Below are 18,561 nucleotides of genomic sequence, written 5' to 3' on the forward strand. Positions count from 1 at the left end.
CTCCTAACCAGCGTGCCTTAACGCGCGTGCTTGTTCCACAATTGCTATAAAAGCCTCATTCATGTCACCAATATGTTTATCTTTACTTGCCAATTTACGGACTTGTTGGGGAGACCCTAAGGCCAATAACTTTCCAGCATCTTGTATGGCAATGCGGTCGCAATACTCTGCTTCCTCCATAAAATGCGTCGTAATAATGATGGTAATGCCCTGATTTGCCAGTTCACCAATGCTGTACCAAAATGATCGCCGTGCAAGCGGGTCAATTCCGCTCGTGGGTTCGTCTAAAAATAAAATTTCTGGTTCATGTAATAGTGCAGCGGCCATAGATAGTCGTTGTTTATACCCACCCGGTAAATCACCACTTTTACTATGAGGTTTTAAATCGTATTGCTGTAAGGCTTTATCAATTTGTTGATTTAGTTTTTTGCCAGATAACCCATAGGCTCCACCAAAAAACTTCAAGTTTTCCAAGACAGTTAAATTGCTATACAGTGCAAATTTTTGAGAGACATACCCCACTTTGGCTCTTGCCTCAGCACGAGCTGTCCGTAAATTTTTACCAGCAACTTCCAAATACCCGCTACTTGCTGGTAGCAATCCACACAACATTCGAAATGTTGTCGTTTTACCCGCGCCATTTGGTCCAAGTAATCCAAATATTTCGCCACGTTGTACAGTAAATGATGTATTGGCAACAGCAGTAAAATCTCCAAAAGTTCGGACTAAATCTTTAACCACAATGACGGGTTGTTCTGATTTCAAATGATTGTTTTGTTCTAATTGAAAATTCTGCTCAGGAACAGATACTAGTTTTCGTTGCTTTTGAGTCTGCTGCAACAGCATCATAAATGCATCTTCAAGTTCAGGTGGTCGCGTATTTGCTTTTAGCCCTTCAGGTAAAGTATCGGCTAATAGCTCTTTTTGACGACTAATAAAGTTCACTTGTTCACCCTTTGGAACAGCATCAATAATCTCTAAATGGTTATCAAGTAATTGGGCTTGTAAGGTCCGAGCCTTAATCTGCTCTGAAGGTTTTATATTCCATGTTTGTCCAAGTGCTATTTCTTTTAATTGTTCAGGTGAACCTTGTTTTAAAATTTTGCCTTCGTGCATGATATACACGTAAGCGCATTTTTCTGCCTCATCCATATAAGCAGTACTTATAATTACGCTTAAGTTTTCTTCTTCAACAAGTTGTTCAATAATGATCCACAAATCCCGCCTTGATAAAGGGTCCACTCCAACACTAGGCTCGTCAAGTAAGAGCAATTCTGGGGACCGAACTAACGTACATGCCAATCCTAGTTTTTGTTTCATCCCACCAGAAAGTTGGCCTGCTAGACGTTGAGTGAATTGAGTAAGATCCGTTATTTCCAATAAACGTTTAAATCTTTGGTTACGTACATCCTTTGGAACGCCATGTAAGTCGGCATATAAATCTAAATTCTCTTGTACACTTAAGTCTTCATAGAGTCCAAAGCGTTGTGGCATATAACTAATACGGTCTTGTACAGCTTGCGGATTTTTACTCACATCAACTCCAAGTACATTTAATGAACCAGAAGTGGCTTTATATAGTCCTGCAATTAATCTTAATAAAGTTGTTTTTCCCGAACCATCTGGACCAACTAAAGCCGTAAGCTCTCCTTGGTTAATTTGCATATTCAAATCAACAATTGCACTAATATCGGCTGACTTTTTACTCTCAGCCTTAAAAGTCATAAATAAATTTTTAACTTGAACCACTACTTTTTCATCAGTCATGAGCTTTCTCACCTGAAGCAAGTGGCACGTTTACAGTCACAGGTTGGCCCATTTTTAATTGATCATTCGGATCATTTACATACACTCGAACCTCATAAACCAGTGTTGTTCTAATCTCTTCGGTCTGTACTATTTTAGGGGTGAACTCTGCCACTGAAGATATATAACCAATTTTTCCATTAATGGGCTGATTAGGATCAGAATCACGAATAACTTGGGCCGTGCCACCCATCTTGATAGAACTTAAATCTTGTTCATTTAAATACACACGAATCCATTTGGGATCGGTCAAAGCCAATGTATAAACGGCCTTTTGCGCAGTTGTCATATCCCCAACTTCTTGTAACCGAGCTCTTACCACTGCATTTACAGGAGACTTTAGTTCAGCTTGAGTAAGGTTATAGTTAATTAGATCTAAATTAGCCTTAGTTACTTCATACTGTGCTTTGGTCGCTTCACGATCTTCTTGTCTAGCACCTTTAATGATCAATTCTAAATTGGCCTGCTTTTCACGGACTGCTGCCTCGGCACTATCTTTATTACTTTTGGCATAGTCGAGCTCCTGTTGGCTAATTGCCCGACCATCAGTACTACTTACCAAAATTTGTAAGCGTTGCAGGTTTTTATTGGTTTTATCAAGCTCAGCTTGGGCAGATGCAAGTTGTGCTTTTGCTTGAGTGATTTCTTCTGGGCGAGCACCCACATCTTGTTTAACAATTGCCTCTTGTTGAGCTTTAAGTTGTGCTTGAGCTTGCTTTGCCTGAATGTGTAGTGCATTGGTATTCAGAGTCGCTAGTACTTGCCCTGCTTTAACTTTGTCGCCCTCTTGAACTAAAAGCTTCTCTATACGGCCAGACTGTTCAAATGCAAGTGAAACTTGGCGAATATCAACATTTCCATATAAAGTTAATACATTATCTTTTTGATTTTTATTGTTATATTTCCACGCCCAAAAGCCGATGATAACCACAGCTATAACAATCAAGACGATGGCAATCACTTTTTTATTCATCTTATTGGCCTTCTTATTAAATTCAAATTTTCTTAGTTTAAATTCAATTTAAATTTAAATTACTCCAATCTTTGAATAAAAGATATACTTTTATGGTGAGTGAAAATTAGGGTTAAACATGTCCAGATCTAGACGAAGTGATGGTGACTTAACCAAGTCTAAAATTATTGAGGCAGCAGGACCTTTAATTGCCCAATATGGTTTTGCAAAGACAGCGAACAAAACAATTGCTAACGCTGCGAATGTAGATTTGGCTGCAATTAATTATCACTTTGATGGTCGAGACGGATTATACCAAGCTGTGTTAGTGGAAGCCCACGCTCACTATCTAGATGAAAAATATTTACTAGAACTTGTTGAAAGCACTCAGTCACCAGAAGAAAAGCTAAGCTTATTACTTGAGACTTTGCTGCATAAATTAACTGAAAAAGAAGTTTGGCATGGCAAAGTCTTTATTCGTGAACTCTTTTCACCTTCTGAGCATTTATTAAATTTTATTGAATTTGCAGGTATGAGAAAATTTTTTCTTATTCGTAAGCTCATTAGTCAAGTTGCTGGTTTAGATGAAAATGATCCAGCTGTTTTGCCTTGTATTTTAAGCGTGATGACACCTTGCATGATGCTCATTATTGCTGGACCTAATGCTCAAGCACCTGAGCCGCTTAAAAATATTGCCCAGATGCCATTACACGGTTTAGTTGAACATTTTAAGAAATTTTCTTTAGCTGGCTTAAAAGCAATTAGCCAAGCAAATCTTAAAAGTTAACTCGCGAGACATTGCAGAATTGCCTGTACTGGATCTTCTGTATTTCCAGAAATAAGTTGTTTATGCATGGTTAAATGTTGCATCACTTGAATTTGAGCTGTCTCAACATTCATTAGTTTTTCTATTTCACTTGCTAAATGTTCTGGTGTGGCATCAGCTTGAATCAGCTCTTCAATGACTTTCTTACCCGCAATAATATTAGGCAAAGAATAATAAGGAATTTTCACCAAAAGCTTAGCAATTATATAGGTCAACCAATGCAATTTATAGAAAGTGACCATTGGTCTATGCATTAACATGGCTTCTAATGTTGCAGTTCCAGAAGCTAAAGCAATGATATCACTTGCATTCATGACCATACGGCCAACTTTAGACTCACTATCTGTATTTTCTAAAATATGAATTACAGTTTTCAAATTAGGCGCTAATTGTTCAACACCCTGCTCAATCTGTTGTTTGCGTGCATCGTTAATTGCGGGAATTAAAAATTGAATATCTGGATATTTCTTATGCAGAATATTGGCAGTTCCAAGCAACATAGGCAAAAGTCGTTCTACCTCACCTTTTCGGCTGCCTGGTAATAAAGCAATATGTTTTTGATTTTCATTAAGACCTAATTGCTGTTTGGCAATTTGGATTGGATTTTCAAGTGGCAATTGTTTAGCTAATGGGTGGCCTACAAATGCTGCTGGAACTTCATATCGTTCATAAAAAACTTTTTCAAAAGGAAATAAGCAAAGTACTAAATCTATACTCTGTTTAATGCCATGAACACGTCCTTGACGCCACGCCCAAACAGATGGACTCACGTATTGAACTGTTTTGATCGGAAGATTCTTTTCTTTAATACTTTTAGAAAGTCTGAGGTTAAAATCGGGTGCATCAATACCAATAAAAATATCAACCGGATGCTGAGTCCATTGGTTAATTAAACCATCTCGCACGGCAAATAGTTTTTTTAGATCTTTTAATACCTCAACAATCCCCATTACAGACAAAGTTTCCATTGGATAATAACTGTTAAAACCCTCAGCAATCATTTGGGGTCCACCGATTCCTTCAAACTCAGCATCGATTCCTTGTTCACGGAAACTACGCATAAGTTTCACACCCAGTGTATCTCCAGAAACTTCCCCAACTACAATGCCTATTTTAAGTTTTCGATTTGCCAAGGCGATTTACCCAAAAATTTGAAATAATGCATTCTAGCATAGAGGCTTATTAATCTTGAACTTGCTAAATATATATGGCTAAAGCCAGCAGAAGCACACCACAATCTAAAATTACACTCATGCACTATCTTTTAATCAAAATTAACAATGTGATTTGAATTGTAGCTTACATTTACAAACAATAAAATAAATGAGAATTATTTACATTATCTTTACCATTATGACCATCCCACCTCGACCATTTAAACTTTCTGTAATCGCCTGCGCGATTTGTTATGCAAATCTCACTTATGCTCAAGATGCAGATATACAAGCTTTGCAGACGATTCAAGTTAAAGCTACAAGTACAGAGCAGTCTTCTGAACAAACCAAAGCCTATAATGTTAAGAACTCTAGCAGTGCAACTAAGCTTAACATTGAGGCTAAAGAAACGCCTCAAACTATTAATGTCGTTACTCGTCAACAAATTGAAGATTTTGGGCTTACTAGCACCCGAGATGTTCTAAACAATACACCTGGGGTCACAGTAACCAATCAGGAAACCGAGCGAACTACTTATATGGCTCGTGGTTTTGAAATTTCAAATATTTTAACTGACGGCGTAGGTTTTCCCCTCTCAGGTTATAACTATAACAATACTAATCCTGATACTTATTTTTATGATCGTGTAGAAGTCGTTAAAGGTGCTGACTCTTTAACGAATGCATTTGGTGACCCAAGTGCAACCATCAATAATATTCGAAAACGCCCAACCCAAGAATTTCAAGCAAGCGGCGGTATAAGTTACGGGTCTTGGGATACTCAGCGTTATGAGGCTGACGTATCTGGCTCAATTCTACCAAGTGGAAAAGTCCGTGGTCGCATTATGGGCTATGAGCAAACTGGTGACTCATACCTTGACCGATATTCTTCAGAAAAAAATGGTTTCGCTGGTATTGTTGAAGCTGATTTAACAGATACAACATTACTTACCGTAGGTTATAGCCAAGAAAAAAATAAACCGAATGCAAACAACTGGGGTGCTCTACCCTTGCTTGATGCCAACGGCAAACAAATTTCTTATGATCGCTCCTATAACCCAAACCCTGACTGGGCGCATTGGGATAATGAAACACAGAATGCTTTTGTTGAATTAAAACAGAAAATTAATGATCAATGGGCAGCTAAGCTGACTTATAACTATCTTGATAACAAGCATAACAGTCGCCTCCTTTACTATTATGGTTACCCAAAAGCTGATGGTTCAGGAGTGTCTTTGACACCATGGGGTGGCCAAGAGCATCAAGAACAACATGCTGTAGATTTTAACCTTGAGGGAACTTATAAGCTCTTTAACCAAGAGCATGAAGCAACGTTAGGTTATAACTATGTACGTAGTCGTCAACACGATAAACAATCTACGGGAACAATTAACGATAGTAATGTTATCAATTCGACCACTACAAACTGGGCAAGTTGGACACCTCAATCTATAACGTGGTCAGATTTCTCTGAAGCAGCGAACTATACGCAAAATATAGATTCAATTTATGCTGCTACCCGCTTACATCTCAACGAAGATTTAAAACTCTTGCTTGGCGCAAACTATGTGAAAGCCGAGAGTAAAGGCGAAAGCTATGGTTCGCCTATGGAATATAGTGAAAGTAAAGTTTCACCGTATGCGGGCTTAACTTATAACTTTACACCTGAATATACAGGTTATATGAGCTATACCTCAATTTTCCGTCCACAAACTGGTATTGATCAAGATACCAATCAAGCTTTAAAACCAATTGAAGGTAAAAGCTATGAAATGGGTGTAAAAAGCTCATGGCTAGATGACCGTTTAACTGGGACGCTTTCAGTATTCAAAACCGAACAAAACAATTACCCACTACGTAACTCGGACGGAAATCCACTTAATCGAAAAGTGCCAACCAGTGATTTAGAATCACAAGGTGTCGAAGTCGGGTTATCTGGTCAAATCACTGATAACGTCAATCTTGCTTTTGGCTATGCTCAATTTAGTATTAAAGATATAAAAAATGGTGGCGAAGCGAGAACGTATAATCCGAACCAAACCCTTAATTTGCTGACTACCTATACACCATCAGTTTTACCTAAACTGAAAGTTGGCGCAGGGCTACAATGGCAAGATGCCGTGAAGCTATACGACTCAACAGCAAACAGCACCATCAAGCAAGATGCTTATGCCTTAGTAAATTTAATGGCGAGCTATGAAGTGAATGATCACATTACACTCCAAGCCAATGGAAATAATATTTTCGATAAGAAATATTTGTATAGTTTCCCTAATGGTCAAGGCTTTTATGGACCCTCAGCCAACTATACGGTTGCTGTAAAGTTTAAATATTAAACGCGTAGCCAACTCCACTTTAGGTGTTGGCTTTCTTTTATTTTTTATGTGCCAGTAAAGATGTCCAAAACATTAAATCTTCCTATGTCATATCGTATAAAAGTTTTCTATCGATTTTTAGTCGTTTTCGGTATGGGTTATGCCTGTATGGCTTATTTAAGTCTTGGGCTTACTGGTATCTTTCATTTGACTCTAGATAAACCTGAAGCCATTTATTTGGCAGCATTTATCTCTATTTTGTTTTATGTATTTTTTGTGATGGTAGGTTTTTGCATTCAATCATTATGGAAAGTGACTGGACTATCAATCGTGCTATTTACCCTTTTCTTTATTGTGACACGGATGGTGAGTTATGCATAAAGGTATACGCCAATCTATGGCATGGCTGCATTCATGGACTGGATTAATTTTTGGATGGCTCATATTTGCTATTTTTTTAATGGGGAGTTTGTCGTATTACCGTCATGAAGTTAATTTGTGGATGCAACCAGCACTTGCACAGTATGAAATAAAACAAGATGTAGCAATTAAAACAGCATATCAGTACTTACAAAAAAATGCTCCAGATGCTAAATCATGGTATTTAACTGTTGCTACCGCAGAAAGTCCTGCTAACACCATGTATTGGGAAAAACCAGACGGTGGTTATGGAAATGCAACACTTGATGCAAATACTGGTCAAGAACTAAAACTTTCAGCAACTGAAGGTGGTGACTTCTTCTATCGTTTCCACTATCAACTTTTTGGTATTCCGATATTAATTGGACGGCTCGTTGTATCTTTAGCGGCTTTTATTATGTTAATTGCCTTAATCTCAGGCATTATTACCCATAAAAAAATTTTTAGCGACTTTTTTACTTTACGGACCTTTAAGTCTCAGCGCTCATGGTTAGATTTTCATAATGTTTCATCTGTTATTGCACTACCCTTCTTTTTGACTATTACTTTTACAGGCTTGGCTATTTTCTTCTATTTATATCTTCCTTGGGGAATGCAAAAACTCTATCCAGATAATCCATATCAATATTTTACCGAAATTCGCACAAAGACTGTTTCTGAGAACCAATCGATTCAACCTGCTCAAAACTTAGCGATTGAGAAGTTATTGAGTCAAGTTCAGCAACGTTGGGGAAATCAAACTTTAGCAACTATGAGTGTTAAAAACCCAAATACGAATCAGGCTCAAATTACATTTATTCAGCAAGAAGACCGCTCTATTACCCGTAATCAAGCACAAATTACCCTAGATGCTACAAATGCTAAAGTCTTAAGTGATACGCGTAATCATAGTGCCGTTGCCACACTTTATGCGGGAGTATATGGTTTGCATATGGCAACTTTTGCTCAACCTTTACTTCGCTTAGGATTATTTTTTTCTGGCATTTTAGGTTGTGTGATGATTGCATCTGGCTTGTTACTTTGGAGCCTTAAACGTCAACTTCAAAATAGAAATACTAAGTTTCATTTCGGGCACTATTTAGTTGATCGTTTAAATGTTGCCACATTTGTAGGCTTGCCTTGTGCAACCATTGCTTATTTATACGCAAATCGATTATTTACCGTCACCCCGACTACAATAAATTATGAAATTTATAGCTTCTTTTTAGTCTGGCTGATGAGCTTAGTTATTGCCTTAATCACTAAAAAGCAGCTTTTGTGGCGAACTCAACTGAGTATTTTTATTCTGCTTTGTATTGCACTTCCAATCTTAAATCTAAGCTATTTACTCAAATACGATTATATTCGAAGCCTCAGCGACTATTGGAACTTTGCTCGTGTAGACGTATTTTTCTGGTTATTTGCAGCTTTAGCACTCTTCATATTCTGCAAAATTAGACCTATTCAGTATAAAGCTGTAGAAAAAATTCAAAAAAAGCTGAATAAGTTAAATATTGAGGTGAATTCATGATGATCTTTGTTTTTGTCCTGACTTTGCTGGGTATGTATTTACTATTCATATCTAGCGAGAAACATCGATCACCGAAATCAACGGGTCATTTCAAATCGTTGGCTCAAAAATATTATCCATTGTTCAGGATATCGGCTTTTCTATTATTTGCTTTAAGCGGATTTTTACTCATCAAAAAGTATGGTTTTTCAATTGGTTTTGTCAGCTGGTGGATCTTTGCAACGCCTTTGACATTTTTACTCATATTATGGCTTAACCGATTGCGAGCTTCACGATCATCATCTAAGTCATAAATCTGAATAAAATTTCATCAAAATAGATATTTTTTTGATTGCTTAGCTTTTTTTTGCATAAGTAAATCATTATTCATGACAACTGTTTATCTCTAAAAGGAATAAGATATCTGCGTTTCGTGATAAGTGGCGATAAAGATGTCTGGTGCTTTTGAATTTATCTTAGCGGGTATGTTAGTTGGCTTCTGTGTAGGTATTACAGGAGTTGGTGGTGGGTCATTAATGACACCAATTTTAATTGGTCTTTTTAGAATTGAACCTCATATCGCAATTGGTACCGATTTACTTTATGCCGCAATTTCAAAGTTCTGTGGATCAATGGTTCACGCAAAAAAACTCAATATTGTGTGGCCTATCGTTTTATGGCTCGCAGTCGGTAGTATTCCTGCATCTTTCGGTACTGCTTGGGTATTGGAACATTATTTAAGTCAGTCAACACACTATAAAGCCGTTTTAACAATGGTTTTAGGCTTTATGCTGACCTTGACTGGTGTTTCTATTATTTTCCGTTCTCGGATTGAAAAGTTCTTCAGTAAATTCCGAAATAAAGAAATTACTCATACTGAAAATGAGCAATTAGCTGTTCAAAACAAGCGTACCTATATTGTCATTATGGGCATCATTTTAGGTGTATTCGTAACGTTATCGTCTGTTGGTGCTGGTGCCTTTGGAATTATGGCACTCGTAATTATGTTTCCGAACTTACCAATGATTCGAATTATTGGGTCAGATGTCGTACATGCAGTATTACTAACCTTAGTTGCCGGTCTTGGACATATGAGTGCCGGTAACGTCGACTTTATGCTACTTATGTGGTTGTTGGTAGGTTCTATTCCGGCAATTATTATTGGCACATTAATTAGCTCACGTATGCCGGAACGTTTAATCCGTAAAATTTTGGGCATTACATTATTTGCTCTTGGTGTTAACTTTATGGTCCACCCAGTCAAAGCCAAACCAAAAGCAGCTGTGGTACAACAAGCAGTAGTTGCTGAAAAAATAGGCAACTCGACTGAAAGATAGTAAAATCAATAGGATTTTTCCAAACTGAATTGCCATGAGATGTAGTATTTTCATAATTATTTCATGGTATATTCAGTACACAAAACAACCTTTAGTATGATCGAACCAGTGACAGCAATGACTACACATTCAAATTCCGTTTCAAAGCCAGATATCGACGACGTTAACATTAAAAGTATCCAAACTCTTGTAACACCCGCTGAGCTTAAGTCAGAACTTCCATTATCTGATGTTGCTTCCCAAACTGTTCTAAAAGGCCGCGAAACTATTCGTAATATTTTAGATGGCTCAGATAAACGTTTATTTGTCGTTATTGGTCCTTGCTCTATCCATGATCCAAAAGCTGCTCACGAATATGCTGACCGCTTAAAAGCATTAAGCGAAAAGGTTAAAGATACTCTATATCTAGTTATGCGTGTTTATTTTGAAAAACCACGTACAACAATTGGTTGGAAAGGTCTAATCAATGACCCAGATATGAATGACTCATTTAACATTGAGAAAGGTCTACGTATTGGTCGTAAACTTTTGCTTGAGTTAAATGAAAAAGGTTTACCTTGTGCAACTGAAGCACTTGACCCTAACTCTCCACAGTACTACCAAGATTTAATTTCATGGTCTGCTATTGGTGCACGTACAACCGAGAGCCAAACTCACCGTGAAATGTCTTCTGGCTTATCATCACCAGTAGGTTTTAAAAATGGTACAGACGGCGGTTTAACTGTCGCAACCAATGCCATGCAGTCTGTTAAATATGGCCATAGTTTCTTAGGCTTAAATGAAGACGGTCAGGTTTCAATTATTAATACAAATGGTAATCCTTATGCACACGTAGTATTACGTGGCGGTAATGGTAAGCCAAACTACGATGCTGGCTCTGTTGCAGAAGCAGAAAATGCTTTAGCAAAAGCAAAAGTTAGCAACAAAATCATGATTGATGCGAGCCACGCAAACTCAAATAAAGACCCATACTTACAACCGCTTGTTCTTAAAAATATTACTGAACAAATTTTAGATGGTAATAAGTCTATCGTAGGTATTATGGTCGAAAGCCATTTAAAAGGCGGCCGCCAAGATATTCCTGAAAATCTTTGCGACCTTGAATATGGTAAATCAGTCACTGATGGTTGTATTGATTGGGAAACTACCGAAAAGACATTGCTTGAAATGCATGAAGCATTAAAAGAAGTTTTACCAAACCGTTAATTCATCTTTTAAAGATTGAAGATTAAACCCTCATTTTTTGAGGGTTTTTTTTATTTTGTTTGGTCGGAATTCAGCTATGACAGCTATTCGTTTTTGATTATACTTCGACGAGTTTTTCCACTACGACCGCCTAAAATATGGTGCTGAGTTTCCGTCAACATTTGCTGAAGTGGCGCACGCTTTTAAGTGCTATCACTTTGCTGTGTTTACTATGGCACATTTTTTTGCCTACTCTTGTGCAAATTGGCATCGTACCTGAATTGTATACTATGCCTAGTCACTGCCAACCAGTTGTATTAGAGCATTCGGCCCACCAACAAAATTTTAATATGGAGCAGTATCACCCTTCACATGCTCATCATCATATGGAATCTGTTCAAGATAAATTTCATAGTTCGCATGCTCAAGAAGTCTTTGCTCTAGCTACTCAAATCATGAAGCATTGTCCACTATGTACGCATGGTCTAGATGCAGCAATTTTAATTCCTTTAATTGCTTTGATTTTTGTTTTAATTTTACGTTGGTTTACCCGTGTACGATGTCTGTGTCATACATGGACAATACAGCTAGAACTTCCCCCTGCCTTCTATATTTTACCGCTTAAACACGCCCCACCAACTGCTCTGTAAAACGCAACTTTTATTACCCTTGATTTTCAAGGACTCAAAACTTATTGCTTTTTATAGGGTCAAAATATGTTATCCCTCAAATTCCGCTTATCTGTTTTAAGTGCGGCGTGCTTATCTGCGTCAGCCAGTCCTATTATTTTTGCTGACGATTTAACACCAGCAAATAGTGACACAAAAACCTTAGCAACGATTGTAGTCACAGCAAGCCGTGAAGGTGAAACACTCAATAAAACTCCAGCAGCTATTAGCCAAATTAATAACGAGCAAATTGAAAATAAAAATGCCACGTTTATTGGACAACTTGTGAACCAGACACCAGGGGTTTTAATGAATGACCTTGGTAATGAGCAGCACATGATGTCTATACGCCAACCCATGACTACTGCTGCTGTTTATCAATATCTAGAAGATGGCCTTTCAATTCGACCTGTAGGTGTGTTTAACCATAATGCCCTGTATGAGATGAATATGGCGAGTGTAGACAATATTGAAATTTTACGTGGACCAGCAAGTAGTGTTTATGGAAGTAATGCAATTGGCGGAACCCTCAACTTTTTAACCAAGGCGCCGAGTGCCACACCAACAGCGGATATTGGTCTGAGTGCAAGTAGTGAAGGTTATCGCCGTGTTGACGTGGGAACTTCTGATACCTTTGATACTCGTACTGGCGCCCATGGGTTAAGAATTTCTGCCTATGCCAGTGATCGCGGTGATAGCTGGCAAGATCATGCCGAATCAGATAAACAAAGCGTTACCTTACGTCATGATTGGCAGATTTCAGACACAACTAAACTGAAAAATATATTTACCTATAACCACTTATATGCAGATATGACGGGTAGCTTAAATACTGAAGATTATAGTCAACGGCCTGGTTATAGCTATCAGACATTTACTTACCGGGAAGTAGATGCAACACGTATATCCTCCCAACTAAGTCATGACTGGAATGATCAACAGCAAAGTCAAATCACTTTATATTATCGGGATAATACAACCGAGCAAAATCCAAGCTATAACATAAAAACTGACAAGAAAGATGGAGTTGCAACAGGAACTTACAGCGGACAAACCACTTATAATAGTTTTCAGTCCTATGGAGTCAACCTACAACACTCAGCAACTTTAGGCCAATTCAAGTTAGTCGTGGGTAGTATGGCTGAGCACTCACCGACTCAGGGCAGAACTAATGATATTGAAGTTTTTCGAGATCCTGTTACACGTATTTATACGAGTTTTAAACAGCGAAAGCTTTTACGTGATTTTGATGTCGACGTTGATAATGAAGCGATCTATGCTCAAGTGAATTGGCAAGCTTTGCCTAACTTAAACTTAGTCGGCGGCACACGTTATGACTGGATTCGTTATGACTATCAGAATAATCTAACCCCTTCTAATGTTACTGGCGCTCCGGATGAAACAAGAAATTTTCACAAGGCTAGTCCAAAATTAGGAGCAATTTGGAATATTACTCCTCAAATCGACTTCTATACAAACTGGTCACAAGGCTTTGTTCCACCAGAGGTCAGTAGCCTTTACGGCGCAAATTTAGTTACTCCGAATTTAACTGAAGCAACTTTTACCAATATTGATGCAGGTGTCCGTTTTAAAACATTCAATGACCGATTAGATGGTGAAATTACGCTTTATCGTTTAAATGGTGAAGATGAAGTAATTAGTTATACTAAACCCGATAATACCCGTGAACCACGTAATGCAGGTAAAACTCTTCATGAAGGTATTGAAGTCGGTGGAACTTGGCAAATTTCCGATCAGCTTGACCAAAAATTGAAAATTTCAGGTAGCTGGGCTCGTCATCATTATGAACAATTCCAGCCGTCAGCTACTATTGATTACAGTGGAAATGATATGCCGAGCGCACCAAAAACTTTTGGTACGCTTGAATATCAAATTAAGCCAATCCCCGAATTATTACTCTCAGCAGAAGGTGTATATGTAGGTTCATATTGGATTAATGACGCCAATACTCAAAAATATGATGGTCATACGGTACTCAACCTGCGTGCAAACTATCGTAAAAAGGCCTATGAAATATATGGTCAGATTTTAAATGTGGCAGATACACATTATGCTGAAAGCACTTCTTTTAGTAATAATGAAGTGAGCTATACACCGGCAGCTCCACGTACATATTTAATAGGTCTACGCTATCATTTTGGTAATTAAGTAAATTTAAGTTTGTGGTCACAACTGGCCACAAACGCTTAATTTAACTATAAATAAAAACAACTTAAGACAAAAGTAAAAAGCAGAACGGTTTCACTAATTTCAATCGTAGCGCCCACGGTATCTCCCGTAATGCCATCAATTCGTTTTATAAACAGATATCTTAAATAAATCAGGCTTATTAAAAAACCAATTACCGCTATCAGCCCTTGCCATTCCCAATACAAAGGTAACAGTAAAATTAATGCAGCTACTATCCATGAAACAGTTTTAGGCAAATGGTCTGTCAAAGAACGACCTAAGCCTTTTTCGCGAACATATGGTGTAGTTAAAAACAAAATAGATGGCACCACACGTCCAAGTGCAGGAACAAATACTAAGAATAGCGTTTGATGTTGTTCAATCAATATAAAGACCAAAGCAAACTTGAGCAAACAAATGATAACTAAGCTCAGCACTCCAATTGGGCCGCAGCTCGGATCTTTCATGATTTGTAAAGTACGTTGTTTATCTCCAAAGCCACCTACCCAAGCGTCAGCTGTGTCGGCCAGTCCATCTAGATGCAATCCCCCAGTCAGCCAAATCCATAAAGTAAGTATAATTGCGGCAAGTAAAACAACGGGTAATTTGGCTAAAAGACAGGCAACAAGAAAAAGTATGCCACCAATAATCATCCCAACCAGTGGATAAAACAAAATAGCCCGACCATTTTGTTGCGCCGTTGGTGTAGTCTTTAACTCAATAGGTAGAACAGTTAAAAATTGCAATGCAATCCAAAAAGGTGTCATATCCCACTCTCTAACTGATCTATATATAAAAACAAACTGAATTATGAGGAAATAAAAATGGGAATAGCAATCCCTATTCCCATTAAACACTTCAAAAACTGTGAAAAACTACTGTATTTGATAGCACTGCTTTAATTTGATGTAGTCGTAGTAAAAACTAGTTGGTGTGTAACGCGCATAGTTACACGCAGATTTAAATAAAGTCTCTTTTTCGTTATAAAGCATCTTCACTAAAGTCGAGCCTTGACTATTTTGATAAACATCCCACTGTATGTTGGCTGCCATAGGTGAAACTACTTCACCACGCCATGTACTTGTTGAATAGTTATAAGTCTGGCGTAGTGGTAAAGGCTGCATCATATTATGCAAATCCAAGCTAGTTGCCAGAGGAATAATAATTTCAGCATGGGCAAAACGTAAAACTGCTTTATATGGTTGAGCTTTATTTACAACAGCATCAACTTGTTGGAACAGATCTTGTTTAAGTCCTTGAGCAATTTCACTTGTAACTTGGTTCGACTCTGTGAAACTTGGACCTTTTTCATAAAAATCATTGGCATCATTAAATTCAGCATAAAATTTTGCGGCTTCCAAAGGCATATATTTATCAAAATCAACACCTTTTAACTCATCTTTCATACCACCAGAAATTGAATAAAGCTCATAAACATAAGCCGCAGCATCTACTGCACTAGCAATGGTATTTTTACCCTTACCTTTTTCTGTAATTTGCTCACCTTTTGGTGAAGTTACTGTAAAAGACCCATTATTGCTAAAACTATAACCTGTCGTACCAAGTTTTTTAATAAAGTCTGCTTTAAAAATCGGAGTGAGTACGGACTGGGCAATTTTTTCTGCTTGAGTATTCTTCGATAACTCACTCAACTTTTGGGCTAAATCTTTATTGTTTGCTTCGAAATCTTGATAGGCCTGACTAGCATCATAAATTTTTTGTTGGCTAGCACTAAGTGGTTGAGTTAAATCTTCAGTCGCATTTAGACTATGAAAATAAAGTTTAAAACGATCAACCCCCCCGTCTACAAGACTAGGAACACTTGAACTCGATAAATTGGTATAAGACACAGGAACAATTTTATCTTTCAGCTGGGGCTGTTGTTTTATCAGTTCAGCAGTGAAGAATTTAGCACTATCCACCGCACGATCTACCCCAGAACTTTGTACCAATATAGATGCTTGAGAGTTTACAAGTGTTGGCAAGCGCTGTAATAGGCGATCGGCAATCCCGCGGTGTTCTAAAATACCGGTCATGGTTTCATTCCCATAACCATATTGGCGAATACCTTCAACCCCATAGCCTAATAAAATATTGGCTTTCATCATGGTTTCCAAGTCAGCACCTAATTGCTCACCCAAAGGCGTTAAAGCATTTTCTGTTTTCGCCTGTTTCCATAAATTATAAAGTGCTAAATCATATTTAAGACTTGATAGTCCTCTCGAACCGTGTCGCGCAACCAACTCTGTAAAAACTGGCTGGAACCCATTTGGAGCTTGTTCATAATTTTTTAGGTCTTGCTGTGGTTGATAAGGTGTTTTGGTTTGATAATATTTTGATGAATTTGTAGATGGTGGAGTTTGAACTTCTTGATCATCATTATTATTACAAGCCACGAGCAATAATGAAGCTGCAAGCACACTAGTTTTAAATAAAATATTCATAAGCCAAATAAGTAATTAATTAATAAATGCCAATAGCTTAATTTTTAGTAATGACAGTTCTATTACATAGTTTAAAATATCTTTATAAAAATAATAACTTACAAGTGTATAAAAATATAAAATTCATCTATCTCAACATAAAAGTTAATTGACCATCTGCTTCAGAAAATTCAAAAGAATATAATTTCCCAAGCTCTGCCGATATTTTAAGTAAGTCATCTAAAGGTTGCTGCTCGGCTAAACAAGCCAATAGTTTAATCACCCCCCCATGAGTAACAACTAACGCATGCTGTAAATTATGTTTTTGCATATGCGTAACCAAATCCTGAAACCCTTTCAGAACCCTTTTTTGAAACTGGTTTAATGTTTCAGCGCGAGGTGGACAATATTGACTTGGTTTTTGCCAAAAGTTTGCAAGTAATTCAGGTGAAGTTTCATAAATTTGCTGAGTTGAGATACCTTCCCACTCCCCAAAATACATTTCTTTTAAGTCATGATTTATAAGTAAAGGGAGTTCTGCTGTTTTGGCAAGTTCCTCAGCAAAACAAGCACATCGTTTTAATGAGGAACTTACAATAATATCCCATGACTGGTCTGTGACTTGCTCAATGGTTGACTGCATTTGCTGCCAACCTTTTGCTGTTAACTCATCATCTAAATGCCCACGTAAAGTATGGCTATACTGACTTTCACCATGTCTGAGCAAATCGATTCTAAATTTACCCAATTTTATCCCCGCTTACAGCAGCTTGAGCAAAGGTAGCCATTTGGTTATGTAAGACACATGCCATTTTAACTAATGCCAAGGCAGTACCAGCCCCACTACCTTCGCCTAAACGCAAGTTCATCTTTAAAATCGGGTCAGCATTAAGTTCTTGTAAAATACGTAGGTGTCCATACTCAGCCGATTGATGACCAAATAACATCCAGTCACGTACTTTAGGGTTCATTCGTACCGCACATAAGGCGGCTACAGAACTAATAAAACCATCCACAATCACAGGTAAACCCACTTGCGCACAGCGAATATAAGCACCTGTAATTGCCGCAATTTCCAAACCACCTACAGCACATAGTGTTTTAAAGACATCACCAATGACATGTTTATGGTGAAGTTCAATTGCCTTTTCAATTACTTCAATTTTATGTCTTAACTGATCGGCACCAATTCCTGTACCAAATCCCGTTAATTGCTCAGCCGTATCATTTAGTAAAAGACAGGCTAACGCAGAAGCTGAACAGGTATTTCCAATACCCATTTCACCCGCAATATAAATATCTGCACCATTCGCTTTAGCAGTATCTACACTTTTTTTCCCTAACTCTAAGGCAGCACGGCACTCATCAGCATTCATTGCAGCTTGTTTGGCAAAATTTGCTGTGCCGGCACGAATACAGTGACGTTCAACGCCTGCATATTGGTATGGTTCGCCTACTGTGCCACAGTCAATGACTTGTAAATGGGCTTGATGATATTTAGCAATCACACTGATTGCCGCACCGCCAGTTGTGAAATTTTGCAGCATTTGACGGGTAACAGCTTGGGGATATGCAGAGATATTTTCTTCAACTACACCATGATCACCTGCAAAAATTGTAATCCATGGATGGTTAACTTGTGGATGTGCATTTGACTGTAAACTGGCAAGTGTAATTGCAATCTGCTCTAAATCACCTAAGGCACCTGTAGGTTTGGTAAGTTGGAGTTGATGTTGCTCAGCTTGTTGTTTTGCATCTAAATTAGGTTCTTGTACAGATTCTAACCACCAGTTCATT

Annotated in this window: 16 protein-coding genes; 9 read left to right on the forward strand and 7 right to left on the reverse strand. The window is 37.8% G+C overall.

All coding sequences use genetic code 11. The features are described from left to right. Positions 1-3: 3 nt before the first annotated feature. Both RMA95_RS13415 and RMA95_RS13420 read right to left on the reverse strand, forming a co-directional pair. On the reverse strand, positions 4-1,767 hold the full coding sequence (locus RMA95_RS13415) for an ATP-binding cassette domain-containing protein (RefSeq protein ID WP_311071240.1): 1,764 nt from the start codon (positions 1,765-1,767) through the stop codon (positions 4-6). Continuing rightward, positions 1,760-2,779 carry an HlyD family efflux transporter periplasmic adaptor subunit gene (locus RMA95_RS13420; RefSeq protein WP_311071242.1) on the reverse strand — a complete coding sequence of 340 codons (1,020 nt, stop codon included), beginning with the start codon at positions 2,777-2,779 and terminating at the stop codon, positions 1,760-1,762. The genes RMA95_RS13415 and RMA95_RS13420 overlap by 8 nt, the downstream gene beginning before the upstream one ends. A gap of 118 nt (positions 2,780-2,897) precedes the next feature. Between RMA95_RS13420 and RMA95_RS13425 the strand changes: the two genes are divergently transcribed. Next, complete coding sequence (locus RMA95_RS13425) at positions 2,898-3,545, forward strand: CerR family C-terminal domain-containing protein (RefSeq protein WP_311071243.1); 648 nt, start codon at positions 2,898-2,900, stop codon at positions 3,543-3,545. Here RMA95_RS13425 and lpxB read toward each other — a convergent pair. Beyond that, positions 3,542-4,717 carry a lipid-A-disaccharide synthase gene (lpxB, locus tag RMA95_RS13430; RefSeq protein WP_311071245.1) on the reverse strand — a complete coding sequence of 392 codons (1,176 nt, stop codon included), beginning with the start codon at positions 4,715-4,717 and terminating at the stop codon, positions 3,542-3,544. The two genes, RMA95_RS13425 and lpxB, sit on opposite strands and share 4 nt — an antisense overlap. Positions 4,718-4,937: 220 nt before the next feature. Between lpxB and RMA95_RS13435 the strand changes: the two genes are divergently transcribed. The 8 genes from RMA95_RS13435 to RMA95_RS13470 all read left to right on the forward strand — a co-directional run bounded on the left by RMA95_RS13435 (position 4,938) and on the right by RMA95_RS13470 (position 14,320). Beyond that, the gene (locus RMA95_RS13435; RefSeq protein WP_304456477.1) at positions 4,938-7,073 is read left to right on the forward strand and encodes a TonB-dependent siderophore receptor; all 2,136 of its coding nucleotides are present in this window, start codon (positions 4,938-4,940) and stop codon (positions 7,071-7,073) included. 60 nt (positions 7,074-7,133) lie between these two features. After that, a complete protein-coding gene (locus RMA95_RS13440) occupies positions 7,134-7,433 on the forward strand; it encodes a hypothetical protein (protein ID WP_004709000.1) in 300 nt (99 codons plus the stop codon). After that, entirely contained in the window at positions 7,426-8,982 is a 1,557-nt protein-coding gene (locus RMA95_RS13445; protein ID WP_311071247.1) for a PepSY-associated TM helix domain-containing protein, read from the forward strand. Before RMA95_RS13440 ends, RMA95_RS13445 begins: the two co-directional genes overlap by 8 nt. Next, positions 8,979-9,275, forward strand: a complete 297-nt coding sequence (locus RMA95_RS13450; RefSeq protein WP_311071248.1) for a DUF3325 family protein — start codon at positions 8,979-8,981, stop codon at positions 9,273-9,275. Before RMA95_RS13445 ends, RMA95_RS13450 begins: the two co-directional genes overlap by 4 nt. Before the next feature lie 138 nt (positions 9,276-9,413). After that, positions 9,414-10,298, forward strand: coding sequence for a sulfite exporter TauE/SafE family protein (locus tag RMA95_RS13455; protein WP_311071249.1), 885 nt, complete (start codon positions 9,414-9,416; stop codon positions 10,296-10,298). A gap of 96 nt (positions 10,299-10,394) precedes the next feature. After that, entirely contained in the window at positions 10,395-11,504 is a 1,110-nt protein-coding gene (locus tag RMA95_RS13460; RefSeq protein ID WP_009504867.1) for a 3-deoxy-7-phosphoheptulonate synthase, read from the forward strand. A 137-nt stretch (positions 11,505-11,641) separates the two neighbouring features. Beyond that, positions 11,642-12,133 (forward strand): hypothetical protein, encoded by a 492-nt coding sequence (locus RMA95_RS13465; protein WP_311071251.1) that lies wholly within the window; start codon positions 11,642-11,644, stop codon positions 12,131-12,133. Positions 12,134-12,199: 66 nt separating this feature from the next. Continuing rightward, positions 12,200-14,320, forward strand: coding sequence for a TonB-dependent receptor (locus RMA95_RS13470; RefSeq protein ID WP_311071253.1), 2,121 nt, complete (start codon positions 12,200-12,202; stop codon positions 14,318-14,320). A 47-nt stretch (positions 14,321-14,367) separates the two neighbouring features. On the opposite strand, the gene RMA95_RS13475 is transcribed toward RMA95_RS13470, so the two are convergent. From RMA95_RS13475 to cobT, 4 genes are all read right to left on the reverse strand, one after another. Then, positions 14,368-15,108 (reverse strand): adenosylcobinamide-GDP ribazoletransferase, encoded by a 741-nt coding sequence (locus tag RMA95_RS13475; protein WP_311071255.1) that lies wholly within the window; start codon positions 15,106-15,108, stop codon positions 14,368-14,370. A gap of 108 nt (positions 15,109-15,216) precedes the next feature. Continuing rightward, positions 15,217-16,785 carry a histidine-type phosphatase gene (locus tag RMA95_RS13480; protein ID WP_311071257.1) on the reverse strand — a complete coding sequence of 523 codons (1,569 nt, stop codon included), beginning with the start codon at positions 16,783-16,785 and terminating at the stop codon, positions 15,217-15,219. 127 nt (positions 16,786-16,912) lie between these two features. Further along, positions 16,913-17,512: a histidine phosphatase family protein gene (locus RMA95_RS13485; RefSeq protein WP_106466096.1), complete on the reverse strand. Its 600-nt coding sequence runs from the start codon at positions 17,510-17,512 to the stop codon at positions 16,913-16,915. Next, entirely contained in the window at positions 17,505-18,560 is a 1,056-nt protein-coding gene (cobT, locus tag RMA95_RS13490) for a nicotinate-nucleotide--dimethylbenzimidazole phosphoribosyltransferase (protein WP_311071261.1), read from the reverse strand. Before cobT ends, RMA95_RS13485 begins: the two co-directional genes overlap by 8 nt. Position 18,561: the final 1 nt, after the last annotated feature.

The organism is Acinetobacter sp. V110_1, assembly GCF_031798975.1.
Lineage (GTDB): Bacteria > Pseudomonadota > Gammaproteobacteria > Pseudomonadales > Moraxellaceae > Acinetobacter > Acinetobacter nosocomialis_A.

Coding starts and splice junctions, on each gene's coding strand:
- RMA95_RS13450 (WP_311071248.1), top strand. CDS start 8,979: ATGATGATCTTTGTTTTTGTCCTGACTTTGCTGGGTATGTATTTACTA.
- RMA95_RS13455 (WP_311071249.1), top strand. CDS start 9,414: ATGTCTGGTGCTTTTGAATTTATCTTAGCGGGTATGTTAGTTGGCTTC.
- RMA95_RS13440 (WP_004709000.1), top strand. CDS start 7,134: ATGTCCAAAACATTAAATCTTCCTATGTCATATCGTATAAAAGTTTTC.
- RMA95_RS13475 (WP_311071255.1), bottom strand. CDS start 15,108: ATGACACCTTTTTGGATTGCATTGCAATTTTTAACTGTTCTACCTATT.
- RMA95_RS13415 (WP_311071240.1), bottom strand. CDS start 1,767: ATGACTGATGAAAAAGTAGTGGTTCAAGTTAAAAATTTATTTATGACT.
- RMA95_RS13435 (WP_304456477.1), top strand. CDS start 4,938: ATGACCATCCCACCTCGACCATTTAAACTTTCTGTAATCGCCTGCGCG.
- RMA95_RS13480 (WP_311071257.1), bottom strand. CDS start 16,785: ATGAATATTTTATTTAAAACTAGTGTGCTTGCAGCTTCATTATTGCTC.
- RMA95_RS13460 (WP_009504867.1), top strand. CDS start 10,395: ATGATCGAACCAGTGACAGCAATGACTACACATTCAAATTCCGTTTCA.
- RMA95_RS13425 (WP_311071243.1), top strand. CDS start 2,898: ATGTCCAGATCTAGACGAAGTGATGGTGACTTAACCAAGTCTAAAATT.
- RMA95_RS13420 (WP_311071242.1), bottom strand. CDS start 2,779: ATGAATAAAAAAGTGATTGCCATCGTCTTGATTGTTATAGCTGTGGTT.
- RMA95_RS13445 (WP_311071247.1), top strand. CDS start 7,426: ATGCATAAAGGTATACGCCAATCTATGGCATGGCTGCATTCATGGACT.
- cobT (WP_311071261.1), bottom strand. CDS start 18,560: ATGAACTGGTGGTTAGAATCTGTACAAGAACCTAATTTAGATGCAAAA.
- RMA95_RS13465 (WP_311071251.1), top strand. CDS start 11,642: ATGGTGCTGAGTTTCCGTCAACATTTGCTGAAGTGGCGCACGCTTTTA.
- RMA95_RS13470 (WP_311071253.1), top strand. CDS start 12,200: ATGTTATCCCTCAAATTCCGCTTATCTGTTTTAAGTGCGGCGTGCTTA.